The following is a 20562-nucleotide window of genomic DNA, read 5'->3' as shown; positions in this document are numbered from 1 at the left end:
ATGCATACGATTGATCTCGTGATTGAACTCCTAGAACTCACGCCTTACTGCAGTTGACAAAGAGCGATCCCCGATTAACATCTCCCTCCCAGTGTGACCAAGTACCCTACGTACTCAGATTCGCACAGGAGCCATCCTCTTAGATTAGTCGATACAATTGTTGAAGTTGATATTCCCTGAAGACGCTGAAAGTCTTATAGCCCGTCTTTCAGTGTGGTCCTTATATATTACATTTGTCATAAAAGTGAATTAATTATATAGGATAGTAAATGCAAGATTATAAATTATGGATTTATGCGGAATTCCAATATGTCACTACTAAACACCAAACCGAAGAACATAAACGTACTTCAGGTCAACGCCTCTCTATGTGGCAATTTAGCCGGGGAGAATCTTTTGGGAAGTTCCTATACGGGTTATATATGTACCCCGCCCTCAAATTCCAAAACCATATCCAATTTGGGGAAAATGTCTTCGAACGAGAATGGGATGTATTAATTGTACTGGATGCTTGTCGAGTTGATGCGCTACAGACCGTTTCTGAGGAATATGATTTTTTAGATGGAGTAGAATCAATGACCTCTGTTGGATCAACCTCGAAGGAGTGGTATCTACACACATTTGCTGATAGGGATGTGTCAGACGTGTCTCTAATAAGTGGAAATGGGTGGATAAGTCAGATGTTTGAGCAGGAGCCAGACTGGAAGTATTGGACGATTACAAAGGGCTCGTGGTGGCATGATCAGCGATTTCTAGATAGCTTGCTTGAACGGGACCTGCCACGCGACTCTGATTTTAACACCTATCTTCCCGTGGTTGGGACAACAGGGGGAGACATCGGTACGACACCGCTTCCCGAAGAAGTCACCGATGCCGCGATCTATACCGGCCGGAATCGCGACTCATCTCGAACGATTATCCACTATATGCAACCGCACGAACCATATATACACGAACGTGAGGGAGCATCTCTCCCAGAAATACATAAGGCACCATTCGACAGCCTCAAAGAGGGTGAGATAACCGTTCAAGAGATATACGATGCATACCTAGAGAACCTACGGGAGGTACTTGATTCTGTTGAGCGATTACTCGAAAACATAGATGCTTCACGGGTCGCGATCACGGCAGACCATGGTGAACTGTTCGGAGAGTGGGGTATGTACACTCATCCTGCGGCGTTTCCACATCCGAATGTGAGAAAAGTACCTTGGACAACTACAGAAGCTACGGATACTGGCGAATCGGAGGTTGAAAAACCGGAAACGAAAACAAGTTCGACACCGGAACAACGACTCAAAGATCTAGGATACCTATCATAGTATGAAAGGGATTTATAAAAAGCATATAGAGAGTATTTCAAAAAAGGCGGGTGTTCACTCAGTCGTAGAAGACTACTACAACACTCTTCTTGGGAGCATCTCTGATAAAGCGATCCTAACCCGTGAAGAATTGCGGAACCGTGCAGACAGCGTGTATACGTTTTCTTCACCAGAAACAGTCTGCGTGAGTTCAGCGGATGAATTTTCAGACCATTATACATATGGTGACTCACATCATTTTAAACAACCATTTATAGCAGAAATCAGAGGGGGTCGAGTATTGAACGGGTCAGGCATCTGTACAACAGAAAATTATCAGCCTATTCTAGACTCTGATAAATCGGTTAAATACGAACTAGTTTGGCGGATATCGCTTAGAAAGTTACTCGTTAAGAGCATCAAAAATAAACTGAACGAAGAAAACAATCGCTATGATCATAATACGGTCGTTCCATTCACATCCACAGTAAGAACAGAGAATGAGTCTGTGAACTATTTTGTATGGGTACATAATTATATAACGAAAATACAGGGTATAGAGAAATATAGTCAGATAACAGGGAGAGAGCCGAAAATTCTCCTGCCTAAAAACTCTCCCTCTTGGATGATTGAATCCCTGAGACTGTTTGGATATGATAACGATCTCGTATTTTGGAATCCGGAAGATGAGTTGAGAATACGACGGCTAGTGATACCATCAAATCGTCGAGGAGAGAAGCTGACAAATAACAGGACTATGGATCATAAAATTCTCTCTCCTATAGCATGTGAGTGGCTTCGTAAAGAAGCTGAGAAATGCCTTGAAATACCAAAGGCAGAATACCCATCAAAGGTGTTCATATCACGCGGTGACGCCAATCGGCGAGAACTCGAGAATAGAGATGAAATCCTCAATCATCTTCGCGATCGGGGATTCGTATCATATGAGTTGACAGATTTAACGTTCCAAGAACAAGTTTCGCTGTTTTCGCAGGCAGATCAAGTAGTCGGTGTACATGGTGCAGGACTCATCAATTTGATCTTTTCTTCACAATGCTCACTCACAGAAATTTTTGGAGACCAGTTTGTCCCGACGTACTTCTTACTGGCACAATCACTTGGACTCGGATATAACGCAATATTAGGGGAGTCTACTAGAGAAAAAGATACTCCCCCTCGTCATCAGAATATCAAACTTGATCCGGAGCAACTATCGATCATCCCTAGCTAGAGTAAGATAGTGGAACAATAGCAAAAACAATCACAATATTTCCTCGGCTGTATCATTTAGTTAGCGCGGTTTGAGAAAGGGAATGCTCAGTTGAGCCTGAAAAAGAGGATGCTAATTGGTCTATATCAAAAGTCGTACGACTCAGCGTAGTAACAATTGGAATCGTGTGGCGTGAGCGGACACCGCATTGACCGATAAAGATAACATTTCGTTCCAACTGTCCAGATCACTGCTTTCAAACACCTTCGATATCGGGGAAGTTCGTTGTCCAACGGTCACGGAAAACCGGCCACGATTGCCACACTAGTACAACCGCTACCGATGTATCACTGAATCACGTTGCACTCCGCGAACCGTCACCACTCATCTAACGGGCAGACACCTGCAAGCTTGCTACGCTATATCGTATCATCTCTATCGTATAGATATGTATTTATATAAATAAATAAACCTTTATATTGGAATAAATATATAGTTAGATATAGATATCGTGAAAATAAGATAATCAATGAACCAATGACGTTTTTGAGGGTGTCATAGAACAGTTCTCATACCAGAGAGCAGGGTGAACGCTGAGGTGGTATGAGCCCAGCGACCCTGCAAGATAATCCTACGGTAGAGACGTTCTTCAATGCCGTGGAGACGGAGACGCTAGCGCTGTTCGAGCATCTCTCCTTCGAGTTTCTCGAAGAATTCGACGTGTTCGCCCCGGCGGAGACGGGGCGAACACGAGACCACGAACCACCCGAGATGATGCGTGGGTTTCTGCACTGCTACTACAAGGATATCTACGGCATTCGTCCGGTTGCGCGAGAACTGAACAACACAGTCGTCTGGCTCAGCTGTGGCTTCGATCGACCGCCGTCGAGAGACGCGGTCGATCGTTTCCTCACCGATCTCGAACACGTCATCGACGAGATTTTCGACCACCTCGTCGAGCAGGCCGCCTTGCGGGGCCTGCTCGACTTGACCTACTCGATTGATTCGACAGACGTGAGAACGATGCCAGCCGATCAAGACGCGTCGAAATGCTACGATCCAACGGCTGAAGAGTACTACTACGGCTACGGCTGCACGATCGTTTCGACTGGTTCAAAGATCCCGATTGCAGCGGAATTCACCGAGAGCAAACAAGCGCCAGAAGAGACGGCGATGCGCGTCACGCGTGACGCGCTCGCCGTCGACACTCCGATCTGGATGCTTGGAGACAGCGCCTATGACACACTCGATTGGCACGACTACCTGCTGACCGCAGGAGTCGTGCCAATCGCCCCGTACAACGCACGCAACACCGACGATCCACTGGACATAGAGTACAGGGTCGAAGACCGTATCAAAGAACACAGCAAGGACGTGAAGTTGAAGCAATCGACGTTAGATGAGACGTACAACCGCCGGACAGGCGTCGAACGAACTAACGACGCAGTCAAGGACTGCGGCCTCGGGCACGTCCACGCCCGAGGCCGCGTCCATGCACGAGCACAAGTGTTCCTGTCGTTGTGTCTGCGTCTCGTTATTGCGATCACCAACTACGAACGAGGAGATAATCCGGGAAGCACGATCATCACGGTGTGACAAGAGTTCTATGACACCCTCGTTTTTGTCAACTCGCCAGGCTCGCCGTAGGTTTATTTCTCTTCGAAACCAGAATTGGACAATCAACTGGTATTCTGGAGCGAACCTATTAGAATTTAATAAAGCAACGTAGAATTCTTACCCCGAACTCCAAGCGGTAATCTTTGCATCCGACAGCTCGAGTTCCGACCGCATGTTGGCGTCGTACGACGAGGTGAGTCAGATATTAACGAGCCAACAGTTACGGTCCGTCTCGGACCACGGTTCGCCGTACGCATAGCAGTCACCACGAGCGATGACAAAACCGATCACCTTCCATCGACATCGCCCAGGATTTCGACGCGATCGTTCAGCCACATTAGTCACAGACAACCTGCTGAACGATGCCGATCGGGATATCTTAGACCATGGCTCGCTCCCAGTACTCGAAGATGTCAGTCATGACTACGACTCACCGGGATGTGTGGTGCAGTTGGATTATTGCGACTCAACTCCAGGTCGGCGACGGATAGAACTGCCTCGCGTAAGTTGGCTTCAGAGTACTAACGTAGCAAGCACGCCTCTCGATCCTGTCGCTCGTCACCGTGGAAAAATCGGCGAACCGTCGATGGCCCTCAGAGAAGGCTTTCGTCCGCTGTTTCGGACAGGGAGAGGAGACCCGGAACCGGACTGTCGGGACCGCATCGGTTCTTCCACGCCGAACTTCGGAGGGTTCACCGTCCGGCTTCACGCAACTGGTTCCCTCTTCGGGAGAAACGTGGTTCTTCGCTTGCTCAACGTTGGACAGTCAACTCAACTGCATTAATCAAAACCTGACAAAAGTGATTTTCACTCCAAAGAACCGTTGATAGTTGCCATAATTCAGAGTGAATAGCCAGGGAGTAGTAGAGAGTTGCTTGAATCTTGATAGGACTACACAAACAGTGACCCCACTAATTACTCAACAGAGAGATACCAGCGGAAGCGCTCACTAGACGTGCCGTTTCAGTCGATCTCCGATAAGGAACCAGAATACACTCAAATATGGAAGTGGAACGGATTAGTATGCTTGAACACTGGCCGAGGATAAAGCGAAGCATACATCAGGCGGGTTTCTCTTCTACCCTGTCAAGTGCTACCAGGTATATATTAAATCGGAAAATATCATGGGTTTTTGAAGACAAAATAGAAGAGGAAAGGGTGCCTGAAGAGAAATTATCCGGGGCTTCTAGCACTAAATTTTTTAATCAATATGAAGGGGTTGAAACGTACAAGTTAGACCTACCGATTCTCCCAGAAACGCCTGAAGACTATGCACAAGCTTTTCGGAAAAACTATCCAAAGAGCGTCCAAACGAAACCTCCAGCCGTATACGAAATAGAAAATACGACCATTATCTCGTCTTATGGTATTCCAGTCTGTGAATATGGATATTTACCAGAAACCGGACTGTCATCTAAAAACATACTGATCGGGTTACTATCGGCTGGGACGAATGGAATTACACCAAGTGGACGAAGTGCCTTCCAAAAAAAGAAAGAGTTTGATACGCTCCTGTCTTTAGTCGGACCGTATGACAAAAATTACTATCACTGGTTTGGTAACTATCTCCCTCGCTTAGAAGGGTTACAACACTATCCAGGGGCGGACGAAGTCACACTAATGATCCCAGCGGATCCCCCCGAGTGGTTACGAGATTCTCTCGAGTTACTTGGATTTGGAGACTATAATATCGTTGAGTGGCCTGGAAAACCAGTTCACGCAGACCGATATATTCTTTCTCGATATCGGTCAGAAGCATCTTCAGAAACTGGGAACCGGCCCCCAATTATGTCGAAGAAGAACTTCAAGTGGATATTAGATCGGATCGGGGAAAATACACCAAACAATACAAGAGAAAAAGATAGGCCTCGTATCTATATTTCGCGCGAAGATGCAACCGCTCGACGGACTCTTAATGAACAGGAGGTTATGGCCACCCTCTCAGAGTATGACTTTGAAAAATATATTCTTTCAGAATATTCTCTAGCGGAGCAAATAAGGTTGTTTTCTAATGCAGAAATAATCATCGGAGCACATGGTGCAGGACTAATTAATATGCTGTTTGCTTCTGATGCCACTGTGATCGAGCTATTAGGGCCAAAAACTTCGAGTATAAATCCTGGTCTTTTCTATACTATTTCTCAGCCACTGAATCATACATATGCTTGTATGGATGTGGAAACGGTTCACCGAGATATCCATGTGAATACGGAAAAGCTGAAAAAATTATTAAATAAAGTATGAAAGGGGCAGGCCGTATCGGTCAACCAGTGCCTGATGAGACCGAAAGTTCATTATAAGACATCTCTTAGAGACCAGATATGGAACCACCGAATATCGTCTGCGTCTCAATCGATAGTCTCCGAGCCGACTTCTGTTCTTTTCTTGACGATTCAAAACCTACAACACCTTTTTTAGAATCACTTACAGACGAATCCACTGTATATGAGAACGCAATCACCCCTTCTACATGGACTCTTCCGGTACATACTTCTGTTTTTTCAGGCCTTTATCCACCTGAACACGGGATTCTTGCAGAAGGAAATGTACTGGGAGATCATCCGACGTTTCCAGAACTACTCACCAAGAACGGATATTCCACGACAGCGTTTTTCCGAAATGGTTGGCTCAATACTGCAGGTATTCTTCGGGGCTTTGAGAGGTTAGAAAACGGAGAAAATGGAGACGATACAGATACTTCCGATCCACTGAAAGTTCGTATTGCGGAGAGCGTAGAAAAGTACTCCTCAAATAGCAAGGAACTCTTGCGATACCTTGACGACCAGTGGAAATACGTTAAGCAACATCATTTCAGGTGGAAGCTATATCGAGAGTGGTCTCGTAACTCAAGTGACATCGAGTTTTGCTCTGGTGGTGCTAAGACGATATCAGAAGCGACGGAGGCGCTTCAAGACATATCAGCTCCGTTTTGTTGGTTCCTTCATCTCAATGAGGCTCATTGGACATACACTCCACCGGCACCTTACCATCAAATGTTCACTGATCAGGGGGATTGGGCTCTATCAAAGAACGGCGCAATATGGCAGTGGAAGATCTATGGAAATCGGATCAATAGAATCAAATCTATTCTTGGACAGACGGATGTCCCAGAAAGCGAAGTTGAAATGTTTAGAAATCTCTATCGTGGTGGTATACGATATTGCGATGATCTTCTCAAACAATTAGTCAAGGCACTCCAGGAAGAGGGGAAGTGGGAGAATACAGTATTGATCGTCTTTGGAGATCACGGAGATAATTTTCGTGAAGACGGAACTTTTGGACACCACTTTTCGGTGGCTAACTCACTGATTCGTGTTCCCTTGTTAATTCGTGATCCAACAGGAAATCTACCAACAGGTAGAATTAAGCAACCAGTATCATTGATTGACCTTTATGCTACTATTCTCAGTCTTTCAGATACGCAATTCCCCGAAACAAATAGTATAAATTTACTGAAAGAAGAACGACAGTTTGCATACACCTATTATAATTCCGAACCGATTGATCATCTCTGGGAAGCAGTAGATACCCTTGATATTTCGAAGTCTGATCTCCCACCAAAGAAGCAATTCGTTCTCTATGCTTCTTCTGATGAAAAGCTCATCTGGTATCCCGAGCAAGAAAAATTCGCTGGTGATTCTAGCGACATCAAAAGATATCGAGATATTATAACCAGCCACCATGGGGATCTAAAAAGGAAGAAAACGGGTAACGAAGAACTCTCAGATAGTACGATGGAGCATCTTGAACAGATGGGGTATATGAAATAAGTGTTGTTCATTGATGACGATCGCTGATTAGGTTTTCCGACTCACCCCATTGAGGTCATGCTAAAGTACAACTTCGGCATTCAGACTACGATTAGAGACATATTTAATATATAATATCAGGTACTAATCCGATAATTATTATATACTTTTATTATATTTGTAGCCCATTAACCGATTCCATCTATGAATCATTGAATGGATTTTTATGCTTTGGTTAATAGTTTATATAAAATAATGAATAAAACAAACATTATTGTCAGACTCCATTTTGGGAGGGGAATATCAGAAGATCACCGTTACGGTTTTACTCTCGGCAAGAAACTTCCACTCAATGTCTGAAGTGACTACGATCGTCACAGGCGGGGCAGGATTCCTAGGGAGCCATCTCTGTGAAGAATTACTTGCGTCAGGGCAAGAAGTGATTTGTGTAGATAATTTTGGCAGTGGCCAAGATAGCAACGTAAGTCAGATTCGGGATCACAACCGATTTCGGATAATTGAGGCAGATATTCGAAAATTGCCAGAACTCCCACCAGCAGATCGGATTTATCATTTAGCGTCTCGAGCCTCTCCCGCAGATTTCACAGAGTTCCCCGTACAGATCGCACTCACGAACACGCAAGGGACAAAGCATCTCCTCGAGCATGCAGTTGAACATGACGCGAAAATGTTGTTCGCGAGTACGAGCGAAGTGTACGGCGATCCCGAGGTCCATCCGCAACCCGAGACATACAATGGTAACGTCAATATCCGTGGTCCGAGAGGTTGCTACGACGAATCCAAACGGTTCGGTGAGACGCTAACGGTGGCATATCATAACGAATACGACGTGGATGTTCGAACGGTAAGGATATTCAATACGTATGGGCCGCGAATGCGTCCTGATGACGGTCGAGTCGTTCCGACATTTCTTTCACAAGCCCTACAGGGGGAAGATCTCACGATATACGGAGACGGGAATCAGACCAGAACGTTCTGCTATGTAGACGATATGGTTGATGGTATACTGAAAGTAATGAATGGTGGTGGAATGAAAGGGGACGTCGTGAACCTCGGAGGACAAAACGAGATCAGTATACAGGCTTTGGCCGAAACTGTATTACAGATATGTGATTCAGATAGCGGAATCACATACGAACCACTTCCCGAAGACGATCCAACACAAAGAAAGCCAGATGTGAGCAAGGCAGAACGCCTTTTTGACTGGGATCCTACAATTGATATACAGGAAGGGCTTCAGAAGACTATAGACGATCTCGGAGAGTAACACCCTATTCGTAATCCCAAATAAGATACAATATTTATGAAAATCGGCCAGACTTCGATAATTTATTTCCTATCGCGAGTAGTAACATCAATTCTCGGCTTCATCGCGACCATTTATTTTGCGAGACTACTCGGTGCGGACCCACTGGGAACGTACTATCTTGTTCTCGGCGTCGTTTCATGGTTAGCGATCGCCGGGAAGGTTGGAGTGTCAGAAGCAGTCACGAAACGGGTCAGTGAGGGCGAAGAAAGAGAACAGTACGCTGTGGCTGGTATCCTCTTTGTCGGGATATTGTTCGTGATACTCACTATCGGTCTACTTATCTTTCGTCCATATGTTAATAGCTACATCGGTCATACATCTACAGTCTACATTTTCTTACTTCTTTTCGTTACACTCTCTTGGTCGATTATCTCATCGGTTTTGCAGGGACTCCACCTTGTCCATCTACAGGGAATCCTCTCCCCAGTGCGAACCAGTAGTAGAGCCGTGCTCCAGATCAGTGCGGTGGCTGCTGGATTAGGACTCACGGGACTATTCCTCGGTTATGCGGCTGGCTACCTGCTCGTTTTCACGATTGGTGGGTTGGTTATAATCAGAAATATAGACGCAATCTCTGTTCCACGAAAACGGCACTTTCAGAGCTTATTCGACTACGCCAAGTACGCTTGGCTTGGTGGGCTTCAGTCGAGGATGTTCAATTACACTGACGTTATAGTGCTGGGATTTTTCGTCCCGTCTGCATTGATTGGGATTTATTCGATCGCATGGAATATAGCCATGTTTCTCATTCTTTTCAGCAGTTCCATGGGCGCTACTGTCTTTCCGGAAATGAGTGAACTTTCCGCTCAACACGATCCACAAGAGGTCGCTAGGCTTGTCGAGGACGTACTCTCTTATACTGGATTCGTGCTAATACCCGGCTTCGTTGGGGGTATGCTGCTCGATGAACGCCTCCTTCGGATCTATGGTGATGAGTTCACCCAAGGGACCAGAGTGCTTCTCATTTTGATCGTTGCAGCCCTCTTTTACGCCTATCAGAACCAAATCCTCACCACCCTCAACGCTATCGATCGACCGGATCTCTCCTTTCGCATCAATGCCCTCTTCATTGTCGCCAACCTCGCACTCAACGTCGTCCTCGTTTATGTCTACGGATGGATCGGTGCCGCAGTCGCGACGGCGCTCTCGGTCACCATCAGCCTCGTGGTCGCCTACTATATGCTCAAGACCCTCATCAACTTCGCAACCCCGTATCGCGAAATCGCCCGCCAGTGGATTGCTGCGCTCCTGATGGGGGCCGTTGTCTACGGCATATTGTGGATCGAGAATACCTATCGTCTCCTGGGCCACAACGCCGCCACTGTCGTCGCCCTGACTGGCCTTGGTGCGACCGTGTACTTCCTAGTTCTGTTTGCGATTTCCGCGCAGTTTCGCGCAACCATCGATCGCAACTTGCCCGTCAAACTGCCGATTATCTCGACATGAGCCACTTCAAGTCACTCGTCCGAGATACTGCTCGCCAGAGTACAGCCAGTGGTATAGAGAAGAGGTTCAGGTGACGATCACATACCGAACCATACGAGGGATATCAACATCCGATCCGATATGTCGTCCTGTACGCCTCATCTGGACCGATAGCGATGCCGATACCACCGTATTCCGCACACTCGCACCCTTGCGACTCGAGAGATGTAGTGGGTACACCATCCCAACCGCGCGCGTCAAGCCAGTGTGCCGCGTATCCCGACGACTCGTCAACCTCGAGATATCGGTCGATGAACTCATTTACCGGCTCGGTACCACACTCCTGATGACCGTCGTCCTCATCATCGAGCGTAGCCTTCACTACCGCCCGCGATCTCACGGGAGTTTTGGACGAGAGTACGTGGCAATTCTTCGCTTAGCCGTTCACCTGCCCGTCGAGGACAATACGTAACCTTACATGAGGCGTTCCCGAAGATATATGACCAGCGGGTTGAACTATACCTGACATGCAAGCAGTTATCTTAGCTGCAGGTAAAGGAACCCGCCTCCGGCCGCTTACCGAAGACAAGCCGAAGGTTCTCGTCGAGGTTGACGGAACCCCCCTCATCGAGGACGTCATGGACAACCTCATCGAGATCGGTGCGACCGAGTTCGTCCTCGTCGTCGGCTACATGAAAGAGAAGATCATCGAGCGCTACGGCGACGAGTACCGCGGCGTTCCGATCACGTACGCCCACCAGCGCGAGCAACTCGGACTCGCTCACGCCATCCTGCAGGCGGAACCCCACGTCGACGACGACTTCATGCTCATGCTCGGAGACAACGTTTTCCGGGCGAACCTCGGGGACGTGATCAACCGCCAACGGGAGGAACGGGCCGATGCCGCCTTCCTCGTCGAAGAGGTCCCGTACGACGAGGCCTCCCGCTACGGCGTCCTCGATACCAACGAGTACGGCGAGATCGTCGAGGTAACGGAGAAACCGGATGACCCGCCGTCGAACCTCGTCATGACGGGGTTCTACACGTTCACGCCGGAGATATTCCACGCCTGCCATCTCGTCCAGCCCTCCGACCGCGGCGAGTACGAGCTACCGGACGCGATCGACTTGCTCATCCAGTCGGGACGGACGATCGATGCGATCCGGATGGACGGCTGGCGTATCGACGTCGGCTATCCGGAGGATCGAGAGAGAGCAGAAAAACGACTCGCCGAACCCGAGGACGAAGACGACCAGTAACGGGACGACCGAACGATCGATCGACCGTCGTCTCGAACCCAAAACCACTAATCGATACTGCTCGACACTCCGTTCATGCACGTCTCTATCGTCGGCAGCGGCTACGTCGGTACGACCGTCGCCGCCTGTCTCGCGGATCTCGGTCACGACGTAATCAACATCGAGGTTGACGAGGACATCGTCGCCACGATAAACGCTGGCGAGGCACCGATCCACGAGTCCGGGCTCGCCGAGCGGATCGCCGACCACGCCGGCACCCGCCTCCGCGCGACGACCAACTACGACGCAGTCCGCGAAACGGACGTCACCTTCCTCTGTCTCCCGACGCCTCAGGCCGACGACGGCAGTCTCGATCTCGCGATCATGGAGGCCGGGGCGGAGTCGCTCGGCCGCGCCCTGGCGGGCAAAGACGACGACCACCTCGTGGTTGTCAAGAGTACGGTCCTACCCGGGACCACCGAAGACGTCGTCGCACCGATCCTCGAGGCCGAGTCCGGCACCCCCATCGGCGAGGGGATCGAGGTCGCGATGAACCCCGAGTTCCTTCGGATGGGAACCGCGGTACAGGACTTCCTCGAGCCGGACAAGGTCGTCTTCGGTACGGCGAGCGACGAAACGGCGGCTATCCTCCGCGAGCTGTACTCCCCCATTCTCGAGCGCGACGGGACCGATCTGGTCGAGACCGACATCCGTGAGGCCGAACTCATCAAGTACGCGAACAACGCTTTCCTCGCGTCGAAGGTCTCGCTGGTCAACGAACTGGGCAACGTCGCCAAGGCCTACGGTGCGGACGCCTACGAAGTACTCGAGGCGGTCGGGCTCGATGATCGGATCTCCGAACGGTTCATGCGCTCCGGTCTGGGCTGGGGCGGCTCCTGTTTCCCGAAGGACGTCAACGCCCTGCGGGCCGGTGCCCGCGAACAGGGATACGAGCCGGAACTGCTCGATGCGACCGTCGCAGTCAACGACGGACAACCACGGCGACTCGTCGCCCTCCTCGCGGATCACGTCCCCCTCGAGGGTGCCCGCATCGCGGTACTCGGACTGGCGTTCAAGCCTGGCACCGACGACATACGCAAGTCCCGTGCGCTGGACGTGATCGACGCCCTGACGGCGCGCGGCGCGGACGTCGTCGCCTACGATCCCGTCGCGATCGAAAACGTTCGGCCCGACTACCCCGACATCGAGTACGCCGACTCGGCAGAAGGCGCGCTTGCAGACGCGGACGGCGCGGTCGTCGCGACCGACTGGCCCGAGTTCGACGATCTCTCGTTCGACGGAATGGCCCGCAAGGTCCTGGTCGACGGCCGCCGGATCGATGTCGACGAGGACGCACTCGAGGTCTACGAAGGGCTGACCTGGTAGCCCGCTGATCACGGGACTGGGCATCAGTCAGCAGCTGTTCCGTCCCCGTAATGCTCGCGTCGGCGATAATCGCCCGAGCGAGAGCAGGGCCGCCCACCGATCGAACAGCGCCCCGATCGCAGTCGAATCGCCCGTCGCCGTTACACGAGTCGCCACGGCGCTGGGATCAGTTAAAAGCCCGCCAGTGATCAATCAGCAACCTTTTGCAGTTACGCCGGGGAGTAGTCACCGATGGAGGATGACGTGGTACGTTCGGGTTCGGCCCTCCAGCCGGACGGCGGGGGGATCGTCGCGATGACCGACGACTCCCGCGAGATCGCCCCCGACGAGGTCTGTATCCTCATTCCCACGCTCAACGAGGCCGCCACGATCGGCGACGTGATCGAGGGCTTTTACGACGAGGGATACACGAACGTCGTCGTCATCGACGGCGACTCGAGCGACGAGACTCGCGAGATCGCCCGTGATCACGGTGCCGAGGTGATCGTCCAGTCGGGCAGCGGAAAGGGCCAGGCCGTCCGCGAGGCCCTCGAATACATCACGGTTCCGTACGTGTTGATGCTCGACGGCGACGGGACCTACGATCCGGCCGACGCCGACCGGATGATCGAACCGCTCTCCCGGGGCTACGAACACGTCATCGGTAACCGATTCGCAGACATGGACGACGACGCGATGCGGGCGCTGAACGGGTTCGGCAACCGCGTGATAAACCGCGCGTTCGGGTTCGTCCACGGCGCGAACTACGAGGACATTCTCTCGGGGTACCGAGCCTTTACCGTCGACTCCTTCGAGCGCCTGTCGCTCGACTCGGACGGCTTTACGATCGAGACCGAACTCGCCGTCGAGTGTGTCAAACACGGGATCGAAACGACCGTCGTTCCGATCAGTTACAGTGCCCGTCCCGAGGAGTCCGAAACCAACCTTCACCCGGTCAAAGACGGCGGCACTATCCTGCTCGCGCTGTACTCGCTCGCCAAGACGAACAACCCGCTGTTTTACTTCGGGAGCCTCGGCGTCACCGGCATCGTCTCCGGCGGCCTCATCGCGATGTACGTCCTCTGGGAGTGGATCCAGTACCAGCAGAGCCACGAGGTCATCGCACTGGTCTCGGCGGCCGCGATCATCCTCGGCGTGCAACTGCTCATGTTCGGCGTCCTCTCGGACATGCTCGTGACGCTGCACCGCGAGCAACGTCGCCGTCTCGAGCGGATCGCTCGAGACGAGCCCGAGGAGTAACAGCCGTTCGAGCGGCGTCGTTGACGGGCGTCGAGACGCTCCCGGCTATCGCTCTCGTGGTCGATAACGCACCGCAACGGTTCGAGCAACTCGTTCAGAAAGGCAACAGTGAACGGACCTGTGCGACGACCCCACCCGAACGGTTCCGCCGATACTCCTCGAAAGGCTCGTGGAGCGCGTTCAACAGTTCCTGCCGGGACTCGAACTGTCGGGCCGGAACCCGCTCGAGCATCTCGGACAGCGCCACGTCGTTACCGTGGACGTCGTAGGGAATGCGCTCGTGGCCGAGTGCCGCGTTGACGTCGTCTTTCGTGGCCGGAAAGCGCAACTCGGCGTCCGTGAGGCGGGCGTCGACGGCCGCGATGCCGAACTCGATGCTGTCGGGTTCCTCGTCGTCGCCGCTCGATGGTGGCCGGACTCCCATACCTGTACCTCTCGATACGGAGCCGGATATAAAAATGGCTGTGGAGACGGTCGAGGTCGACGGCGATCGGCCGGAAACGACCACGAGACGAGTCACCGACGAGCGTCGCCCGTCGACACGCCTTTGAGGACCGCGACGGAGTATGGCGTATGACCGAATACACCACTGTGTCGATCCCGAAGGACCTCGCGGACCGCGTCGAAGACACCATCGAAGGCACGAGCTTTCAGAGTACGAGCGACCTCGTCCGGTTCCTGCTTCGTAGCATCGTGATCCAACACCAGAAGGAGGGCGAACTCACCGAAGCGGAGTTCGAAGAGATCACCGAACAGCTCCGCGGACTCGGCTACCTCGAGTAGACCGTGGCTTCCCGGTCGCACCGTTTCGTGTGGATCGTCCGGCCGGGTCGGAGCCGCTTCGATCCGGCGACGGCGGGGTAGCATTTTTGCCGCTCGAGGGCGCTAGCGTCGACTGGAGGGAGACCGATGCCACACGTTCCGAACTTCCCATCCGAGGATACCGACGAGCCCGACGACAAAGGGCGCGATCGGAGTCCGAGTCGCATCATCGACCGAATCATCGATGACGGCGAGTTGCCGGTCACGACCGGGATCTGATGCTCGAGCCACCCGTCGCTTCGTTTTTCCGCCCGCTGGTGTCGACGCCGCTCGACCCGACCGCGTGTGTCAGTCCGTCAGTGACTTCCCCGGCGGCGTGGCGTCGACGATCTCGAGGGGTTTGCGGCGGCCGCTGCGGTCGAACGCCGCGAACGAGTTCTCGTCGGGCTGCCACGGCGGGACGGCCACGAAGACGATTTCCGCGAGGTCGTCGCGGCGGGTCACTGCGAGTTCGCCGACGGGATGGGAGACGAACTGCCCCTGTGTCTGGCGGGCGGGCGTCGACAGGTTCACGCCGAACACGGCGTTGACGGCGTTGCCGGGGTCCGGCAGGAAGAAGTCGGTAAAGACCGGCGTCTCCGGCGGGAGGTCGGCCGCACCCTCGAGGTCGCCGGCCGGCGAGACCGAGACGCCGGTCGTCAGCTCGTCGGGGTCCGCATCGCTGGCCAGATCCAGCAGGACGTCGACGAGACCGCGAGTGACGTAGACCACAGGCGTCCTATGGGGTGCTGCTAGTTAGATGTATTCCCCGACGTGACCCTCGTTCAGAACGGCAGCATCTCCCAGGCGGTCCCCGCGTACAGCCGCGGGGCCCGTTTTCGCGATCTCGAGAGCGCAGCCTCGAGGACGGCCGCCGCGTTCTCCATTACGCCGGCACCGTGGCCGACGAGAACGCGTTCGGGAGCGACACCGCGAAGCGCCGACCGGGGCGGTTTCAGTCGCAGGGCCGGATGGACGCCGAGCGTCTCGTCGCCGGTCAGGAAGTAGTCGACGGATCCGACCGACTCGGGGACCATGAGCGTTCCGTCGGTCGGATTATAGAGGGCCACCTCCTGCCAGAAGCGGTTGTCGACGACGGTGATCGCCCGGAGCCCGGTGTCGGAGAGTTCGTCGTCGAACCGAGCGACCGCGGCGTCGATGTCGCCGGTGACGCCGTTGAACCACTCCGGGAGGTAAACCGGAACGTCGTGGCGGTTCGCGATCGTCGCGGCGTCGCGTTTGTGTCGGTCGAGTCCGACGACGACGCCGGCCACGTCGCCGAACTCGGCCAACAGATCGTCGAGCCCCTCGGCGTCGACCGGATCGATCACCCAGACCTCACCGTCGATCTCGAGGGCGTGACTGGCCCGCTGCATCCGTTCGTCGGGGTGGGCGATCCACCCGACACCGCCGTCGAATCGATCGATCTCTCGGAACTCCGTTGCTCGTTCGTCGGCGCGAAAACCCATGTCGTGTGTTATGGGCCACCGACGCATAAACGTCGGTAAACTCCGTCTCACGCGGCCGTCGTTGTCGACGGCCAAGCGCAACACGGCGAGGCTTCTATGCGCCCGTCGCCCGTACGGTCGGCCATGCTCTCCGGGCTGGCCTGGCTGGCGCTCGAGGCCAAGTACCTCGAGCCGGCAGCGGCGTTCTACGAGAAAGCACTGGGACTGACGGTGTGCGAGCGCGGCCCCCGCGAGGTCGTCTTCGCGGCCGGCGACACCGATCTCGTCTGTCGCCGGCCCGACGGGATTCCGCGGGGCGGGCTCCATACCCACTTCGCGCTCTCGATTCCCGACGCCGAGTACGACGACTGGTGGGAGCGACTGAGCGAGGGCTACGACCTCGAGGAAGCGCAGTTCGGGCCCGCTCGATCGCTGTATCTGTACGATCCCGACGGCAACTGCGTCGAACTCGGGCAACAGGACGTGGCTGGGCCGGGCATCGACGGGCTCTTCGAGGTCGTCCTCGAGGTCCGCGACCTCGAGCGCGCCCACCGGTTCTACGAGGCCCTGGGCTTCGAAACGGTCGACGAGGGCGACGACCGCAAGCGTGTGCGGCTGCAGGGTCCGATGGCGCTGGAACTGTGGGAACCCCACCTCGGCCTCGCCGACGCCCGCGGCGGTGTCCACGTCGACCTCGGGTTCGAGACCGACGAGCCGGCCGCGGCACTCGCCGCCGTCCGGGATCGGATCGGCTCGCTCGAGCGCGAGGCGGCTGACGAGGTCGTGGTCCGGGATCCGGACGGGCACGTCCTGACGTTCACCAGCGGCTGAGTGGGCCGGCCACGTGGTCTCGAGAACAGTCTCAGAGTCGCTCGGTACTCACGTCCACGCCCGGCGGCGTCACCAGCAGGAACCCCCGGAAGTGAACCAGGTTACCACCTTCCTCCCTGACATCCCGCGCGAACCCCGCGGCCAACTCGTTGACATCGCCCTCGACGTTCAACACGAGGACGTTCCCCTTCGAGATCGTCTCGAGCCACTCCTCGGCCGGGGTTTCCCCATCGAGGACGCCCAGTACGATGCTGCCCTCGATCTCGAGTTCGTCGTCGATGTGTTCCTCGACGGTCCGGAGGTCGAGGTCGAAATCGCTCATGCGCCGTGGATGGCAGCGCGACGAGAAAAACGTTCGCCCCCAACCGTTTGCGCTGTCGTTCGAGAGAGCAAGAACTCTCACGTGATCACGCGACGGAAGTCGTCGTCTGTCTAAGGCCCGCTGTGACGAGATTGGCCGCCAACTTCGGACTGACGATCCCGATCGCCTCCTTTCCGAGTCTATTGCTGGGGAGTTGACCGAGTACGTGGTGTTCACGGTGGCACTTCTCGGATCCCTACTCCTTGTGAGCAAAGGTGAACAGATACGTCACTATCGTCATCATGATCCCCAGAGAGAGACCTGCAGCGATCGGTGACGGCTCGATCCGTAGCACTGTGGCAAGGACGGCATACCCGAGAGCGGACAACACACCGACAAAAACGGCGGATTGACCACGGGAGCGCTGTTCTAGCCAACTGTCGAGACGGTCGTATATCTCACTCATACTGCTATATCTATACGCGCTAGTGGAGAAAATATCGGGGATTGATTCCGTCCTCTGGCAGTTCGCGCGCGGAGGCGAACGGATAGGCCTATCAGTCCATCGGGAACTCCTTCTGGAACCCGCGAAACTCCGTCCGGTGGGCCTCCTCGTCGGCGAGGATCGTCACCGCTACGTCCTCCGTAACGGGATCGTTGGCCTCGGTCGCGGCCTCGATCAGCGACCGGTAGGTCTCGATGGCGTCTTCCTCTGCCTCGAGGACCCCCTCGATGACCGACTGGACGTCGGTCGTATCTTCGGGGGGCTGGAGGCTGTGCTGGTTGGCCTCGAACGACTCCGAACCCGGCGGCGACTCGTCGAGCTGTTTCAGCCGCTCGCCGAGTATTCTGGCGTGGTCGAGTTCCTCCTGAATGTCCTCCTCGAGGCTCGTCTTGACCTCCTCGGCGTGGATGCCATCGAGGACGATCGCGTTGGTCTGGTAGTTCATTACGGTCTCGAGTTCGTCGATGTACGCGCCGGTCAGCAGGTCGGTGATCTCGTCGGTCGTCATGCCGCCGGTCCCTACCACAAGAGGGTATAAAGTGTTCATCCGCGCGTCTGCCCGCCACGACGACCGCCCTCGAGGATCACCCGACGAGTCGGATAGAAGTGGACGATCACACACTTATTACGGCTGTTGTGGGCTTACATCTAACGTTCGGGGATGAACACGATACTGGCTGCCCGAACGTTCACCGCGGAGCGCGCGCCAGCGCTTGCGAGCGACGAACCGGCCCCGATCGGCTACGAAACGGGGGCGATCGCGGTTCGTTCGGGCCGATCGGACGGAATACCACATACTGTACTAGGTCATATATGTCGATAATATGCCGCAGCCGTCATGCGATTTTTCGGTTCTTCACGATCGATCGAGAACGTTCAGCCCGCCGACGGCTCCGCCCGCAGCGGTAGTTTTATATACATGGTCGCACCTCGGGTTGAGATACAATGTCTTCACAAGACAGCCCATCCTCTGACAACAGTCAGGGGGGTCGAGTTCTTCCAGGGCACGTTAGATTCCACTGACGAAATAGAGTCAGCACGTGTCTTCGATACGACCCTCCGGGACGGCGAACAGTCGCCCGGCACATCGTTTTCCTACGACGACAAACGGCAGATCGCGTCCATCTTGGACGAGATGGGAACCCACGTCATCGAAGCCGGGTTCCCCGTCAACTCCGACGCGGAGTTCGAAGCCGTTCGTGATATCGCTTCGGCAACCAGTTCGACGACCTGTGGCTTAGCCCGCGTCGTCGACGGTGACATCGAAGCGGCCCTCGATTCCGGCGTCGAGATGGTGCATACGTTCGTCTCCACCAGCGACGTCCAGATCGAGGACTCGATGCATGCCACCCGGGAGGAAGTCGTACAGCGCGCAGTCGAGTCGGTCGAACGCATCAAAGAGGCAGGCGCGACCTGCATGTTCTCGCCGATGGATGCGACCCGGACCGACGAGGAGTACCTGATCGACGTGATCGAAGCGGTCACCGAGGCAGGCACCGACTGGATCAACATCCCCGACACCTGCGGGGTCGCGACGCCGACCCGATTCCGGGCCATGATCGAGAAGGTCTGTGCCCACACGGACGCACGGGTCGACGTCCACACCCACGACGACTTCGGGCTGGCCACCGCCAACGCGCTGGCCGGCATCGAAGCCGGCGCGGCACAGGCGCAGGTCTCGGTCAACTCGATCGGCGAGCGGGCCGGCAACGCCGCCTACGAGGAGTACGTGATGGCCATCGAGTCGCTCTACCAGTGCGACACCGGGATCGACACGACGCGCATCACCGAACTCTCGAGCGTCGTCGAGGAGAAAAGCGGGATGGACACGCCGGGCAACAAGCCCGTCGTCGGTGCCAACGCCTTCTCCCACGAGAGCGGTATCCACGCCGCCGGCGTCATCGAGAACTCCGACACCTTCGAACCCGGCGTCATGACCCCCGAGATGGTCGGTGCCGAGCGCCGACTGGTCATGGGGAAACACACCGGGACCCACTCGGTCCGAGAGCGACTCGTCGAGCGCGGCTTCGAGCCCACCGACGAGCAGGTCAAGGCGGTCACCCGCCGCGTCAAGGACTACGGGGCCGAGAAGCGCCGAGTCACTGTCGACGACTTAGAGCGCTTCGCCGAAGAGGCCGGCGTCGAGCGCCGGAACGAGGAGGAGGTGCGGATCTGAGCGAT

19 protein-coding genes are annotated in these 20562 nt (G+C 54.6%); 14 read left to right on the top strand and 5 right to left on the bottom strand.

All coding sequences use genetic code 11. The features are described 5' to 3' along the window. The first annotated feature begins 422 nt into the window (after positions 1-422). From NATPE_RS21015 to aglJ, 10 genes are all read left to right on the top strand, one after another. Positions 423-1322 (top strand): alkaline phosphatase family protein, encoded by a 900-nt coding sequence (locus NATPE_RS21015; RefSeq protein WP_006179886.1) that lies wholly within the window; start codon positions 423-425, stop codon positions 1320-1322. Between the two features lies 1 nt (position 1323). After that, positions 1324-2532 (top strand): glycosyltransferase family 61 protein, encoded by a 1209-nt coding sequence (locus tag NATPE_RS21010; protein WP_015298783.1) that lies wholly within the window; start codon positions 1324-1326, stop codon positions 2530-2532. A gap of 582 nt (positions 2533-3114) precedes the next feature. Beyond that, entirely contained in the window at positions 3115-4107 is a 993-nt protein-coding gene (locus tag NATPE_RS04860) for an IS5-like element ISNpe16 family transposase (protein ID WP_015298782.1), read from the top strand. A 1179-nt stretch (positions 4108-5286) separates the two neighbouring features. Further along, positions 5287-6372, top strand: coding sequence for a glycosyltransferase family 61 protein (locus tag NATPE_RS21005; RefSeq protein ID WP_157557349.1), 1086 nt, complete (start codon positions 5287-5289; stop codon positions 6370-6372). Between the two features lie 77 nt (positions 6373-6449). After that, positions 6450-7898: a sulfatase gene (locus tag NATPE_RS21000; RefSeq protein ID WP_006179888.1), complete on the top strand. Its 1449-nt coding sequence runs from the start codon at positions 6450-6452 to the stop codon at positions 7896-7898. Positions 7899-8229: 331 nt separating this feature from the next. Then, positions 8230-9165 (top strand): UDP-glucuronic acid decarboxylase family protein, encoded by a 936-nt coding sequence (locus NATPE_RS20995; protein ID WP_015298780.1) that lies wholly within the window; start codon positions 8230-8232, stop codon positions 9163-9165. Between the two features lie 36 nt (positions 9166-9201). Continuing rightward, positions 9202-10653, top strand: a complete 1452-nt coding sequence (locus NATPE_RS04845; RefSeq protein WP_006179890.1) for a flippase — start codon at positions 9202-9204, stop codon at positions 10651-10653. A 506-nt stretch (positions 10654-11159) separates the two neighbouring features. Beyond that, the gene (aglF, locus tag NATPE_RS04840) at positions 11160-11891 is read left to right on the top strand and encodes a UTP--glucose-1-phosphate uridylyltransferase AglF (protein ID WP_015298779.1); all 732 of its coding nucleotides are present in this window, start codon (positions 11160-11162) and stop codon (positions 11889-11891) included. A 75-nt stretch (positions 11892-11966) separates the two neighbouring features. Next, entirely contained in the window at positions 11967-13256 is a 1290-nt protein-coding gene (gene aglM, locus NATPE_RS04835; RefSeq protein WP_006179892.1) for a UDP-glucose 6-dehydrogenase AglM, read from the top strand. 231 nt (positions 13257-13487) lie between these two features. After that, on the top strand, positions 13488-14495 hold the full coding sequence (aglJ, locus tag NATPE_RS04830) for an S-layer glycoprotein N-glycosyltransferase AglJ (RefSeq protein ID WP_006179893.1): 1008 nt from the start codon (positions 13488-13490) through the stop codon (positions 14493-14495). 94 nt (positions 14496-14589) lie between these two features. Here aglJ and NATPE_RS04825 read toward each other — a convergent pair whose 3' ends face one another. Then, entirely contained in the window at positions 14590-14919 is a 330-nt protein-coding gene (locus NATPE_RS04825; RefSeq protein ID WP_006179894.1) for a DUF5789 family protein, read from the bottom strand. A gap of 149 nt (positions 14920-15068) precedes the next feature. On the opposite strand from NATPE_RS04825, the gene NATPE_RS04820 reads away from it, so the two are divergent. Both NATPE_RS04820 and NATPE_RS23200 read left to right on the top strand, forming a co-directional pair. After that, a complete protein-coding gene (locus NATPE_RS04820; RefSeq protein ID WP_006179895.1) occupies positions 15069-15278 on the top strand; it encodes a ribbon-helix-helix domain-containing protein in 210 nt (69 codons plus the stop codon). A gap of 126 nt (positions 15279-15404) precedes the next feature. After that, positions 15405-15536, top strand: coding sequence for a hypothetical protein (locus tag NATPE_RS23200; RefSeq protein ID WP_275040160.1), 132 nt, complete (start codon positions 15405-15407; stop codon positions 15534-15536). Positions 15537-15605: 69 nt separating this feature from the next. Here the strand turns inward: NATPE_RS23200 and NATPE_RS04815 are convergent, their stop codons facing one another. Further along, on the bottom strand, positions 15606-16028 hold the full coding sequence (locus NATPE_RS04815; protein ID WP_006179896.1) for a hypothetical protein: 423 nt from the start codon (positions 16026-16028) through the stop codon (positions 15606-15608). Positions 16029-16081: 53 nt separating this feature from the next. Then, on the bottom strand, positions 16082-16765 hold the full coding sequence (locus NATPE_RS04810) for a hypothetical protein (protein WP_006179897.1): 684 nt from the start codon (positions 16763-16765) through the stop codon (positions 16082-16084). 123 nt (positions 16766-16888) lie between these two features. On the opposite strand from NATPE_RS04810, the gene NATPE_RS04805 reads away from it, so the two are divergent. Beyond that, entirely contained in the window at positions 16889-17575 is a 687-nt protein-coding gene (locus NATPE_RS04805) for a VOC family protein (protein WP_006179898.1), read from the top strand. A gap of 31 nt (positions 17576-17606) precedes the next feature. Here the strand turns inward: NATPE_RS04805 and NATPE_RS04800 are convergent, their stop codons facing one another. Together NATPE_RS04800 and NATPE_RS04790 are read right to left on the bottom strand one after the other, a co-directional pair. Next, complete coding sequence (locus tag NATPE_RS04800) at positions 17607-17897, bottom strand: DUF5779 family protein (protein ID WP_006179899.1); 291 nt, start codon at positions 17895-17897, stop codon at positions 17607-17609. A 536-nt stretch (positions 17898-18433) separates the two neighbouring features. Then, complete coding sequence (locus NATPE_RS04790; protein ID WP_006179902.1) at positions 18434-18889, bottom strand: ferritin-like domain-containing protein; 456 nt, start codon at positions 18887-18889, stop codon at positions 18434-18436. A 411-nt stretch (positions 18890-19300) separates the two neighbouring features. On the opposite strand from NATPE_RS04790, the gene NATPE_RS04785 reads away from it, so the two are divergent. After that, the gene (locus tag NATPE_RS04785; RefSeq protein WP_169331127.1) at positions 19301-20557 is read left to right on the top strand and encodes a LeuA family protein; all 1257 of its coding nucleotides are present in this window, start codon (positions 19301-19303) and stop codon (positions 20555-20557) included. The last annotated feature ends 5 nt before the right edge of the window (positions 20558-20562 follow it).

Origin of the sequence: Natrinema pellirubrum DSM 15624 (genome assembly GCF_000230735.2) — an archaeon.
In the GTDB taxonomy this organism is placed as follows: Archaea; Halobacteriota; Halobacteria; order Halobacteriales; family Natrialbaceae; genus Natrinema; species Natrinema pellirubrum.
This window is presented reverse-complemented; position numbering and strand designations above follow the sequence as displayed.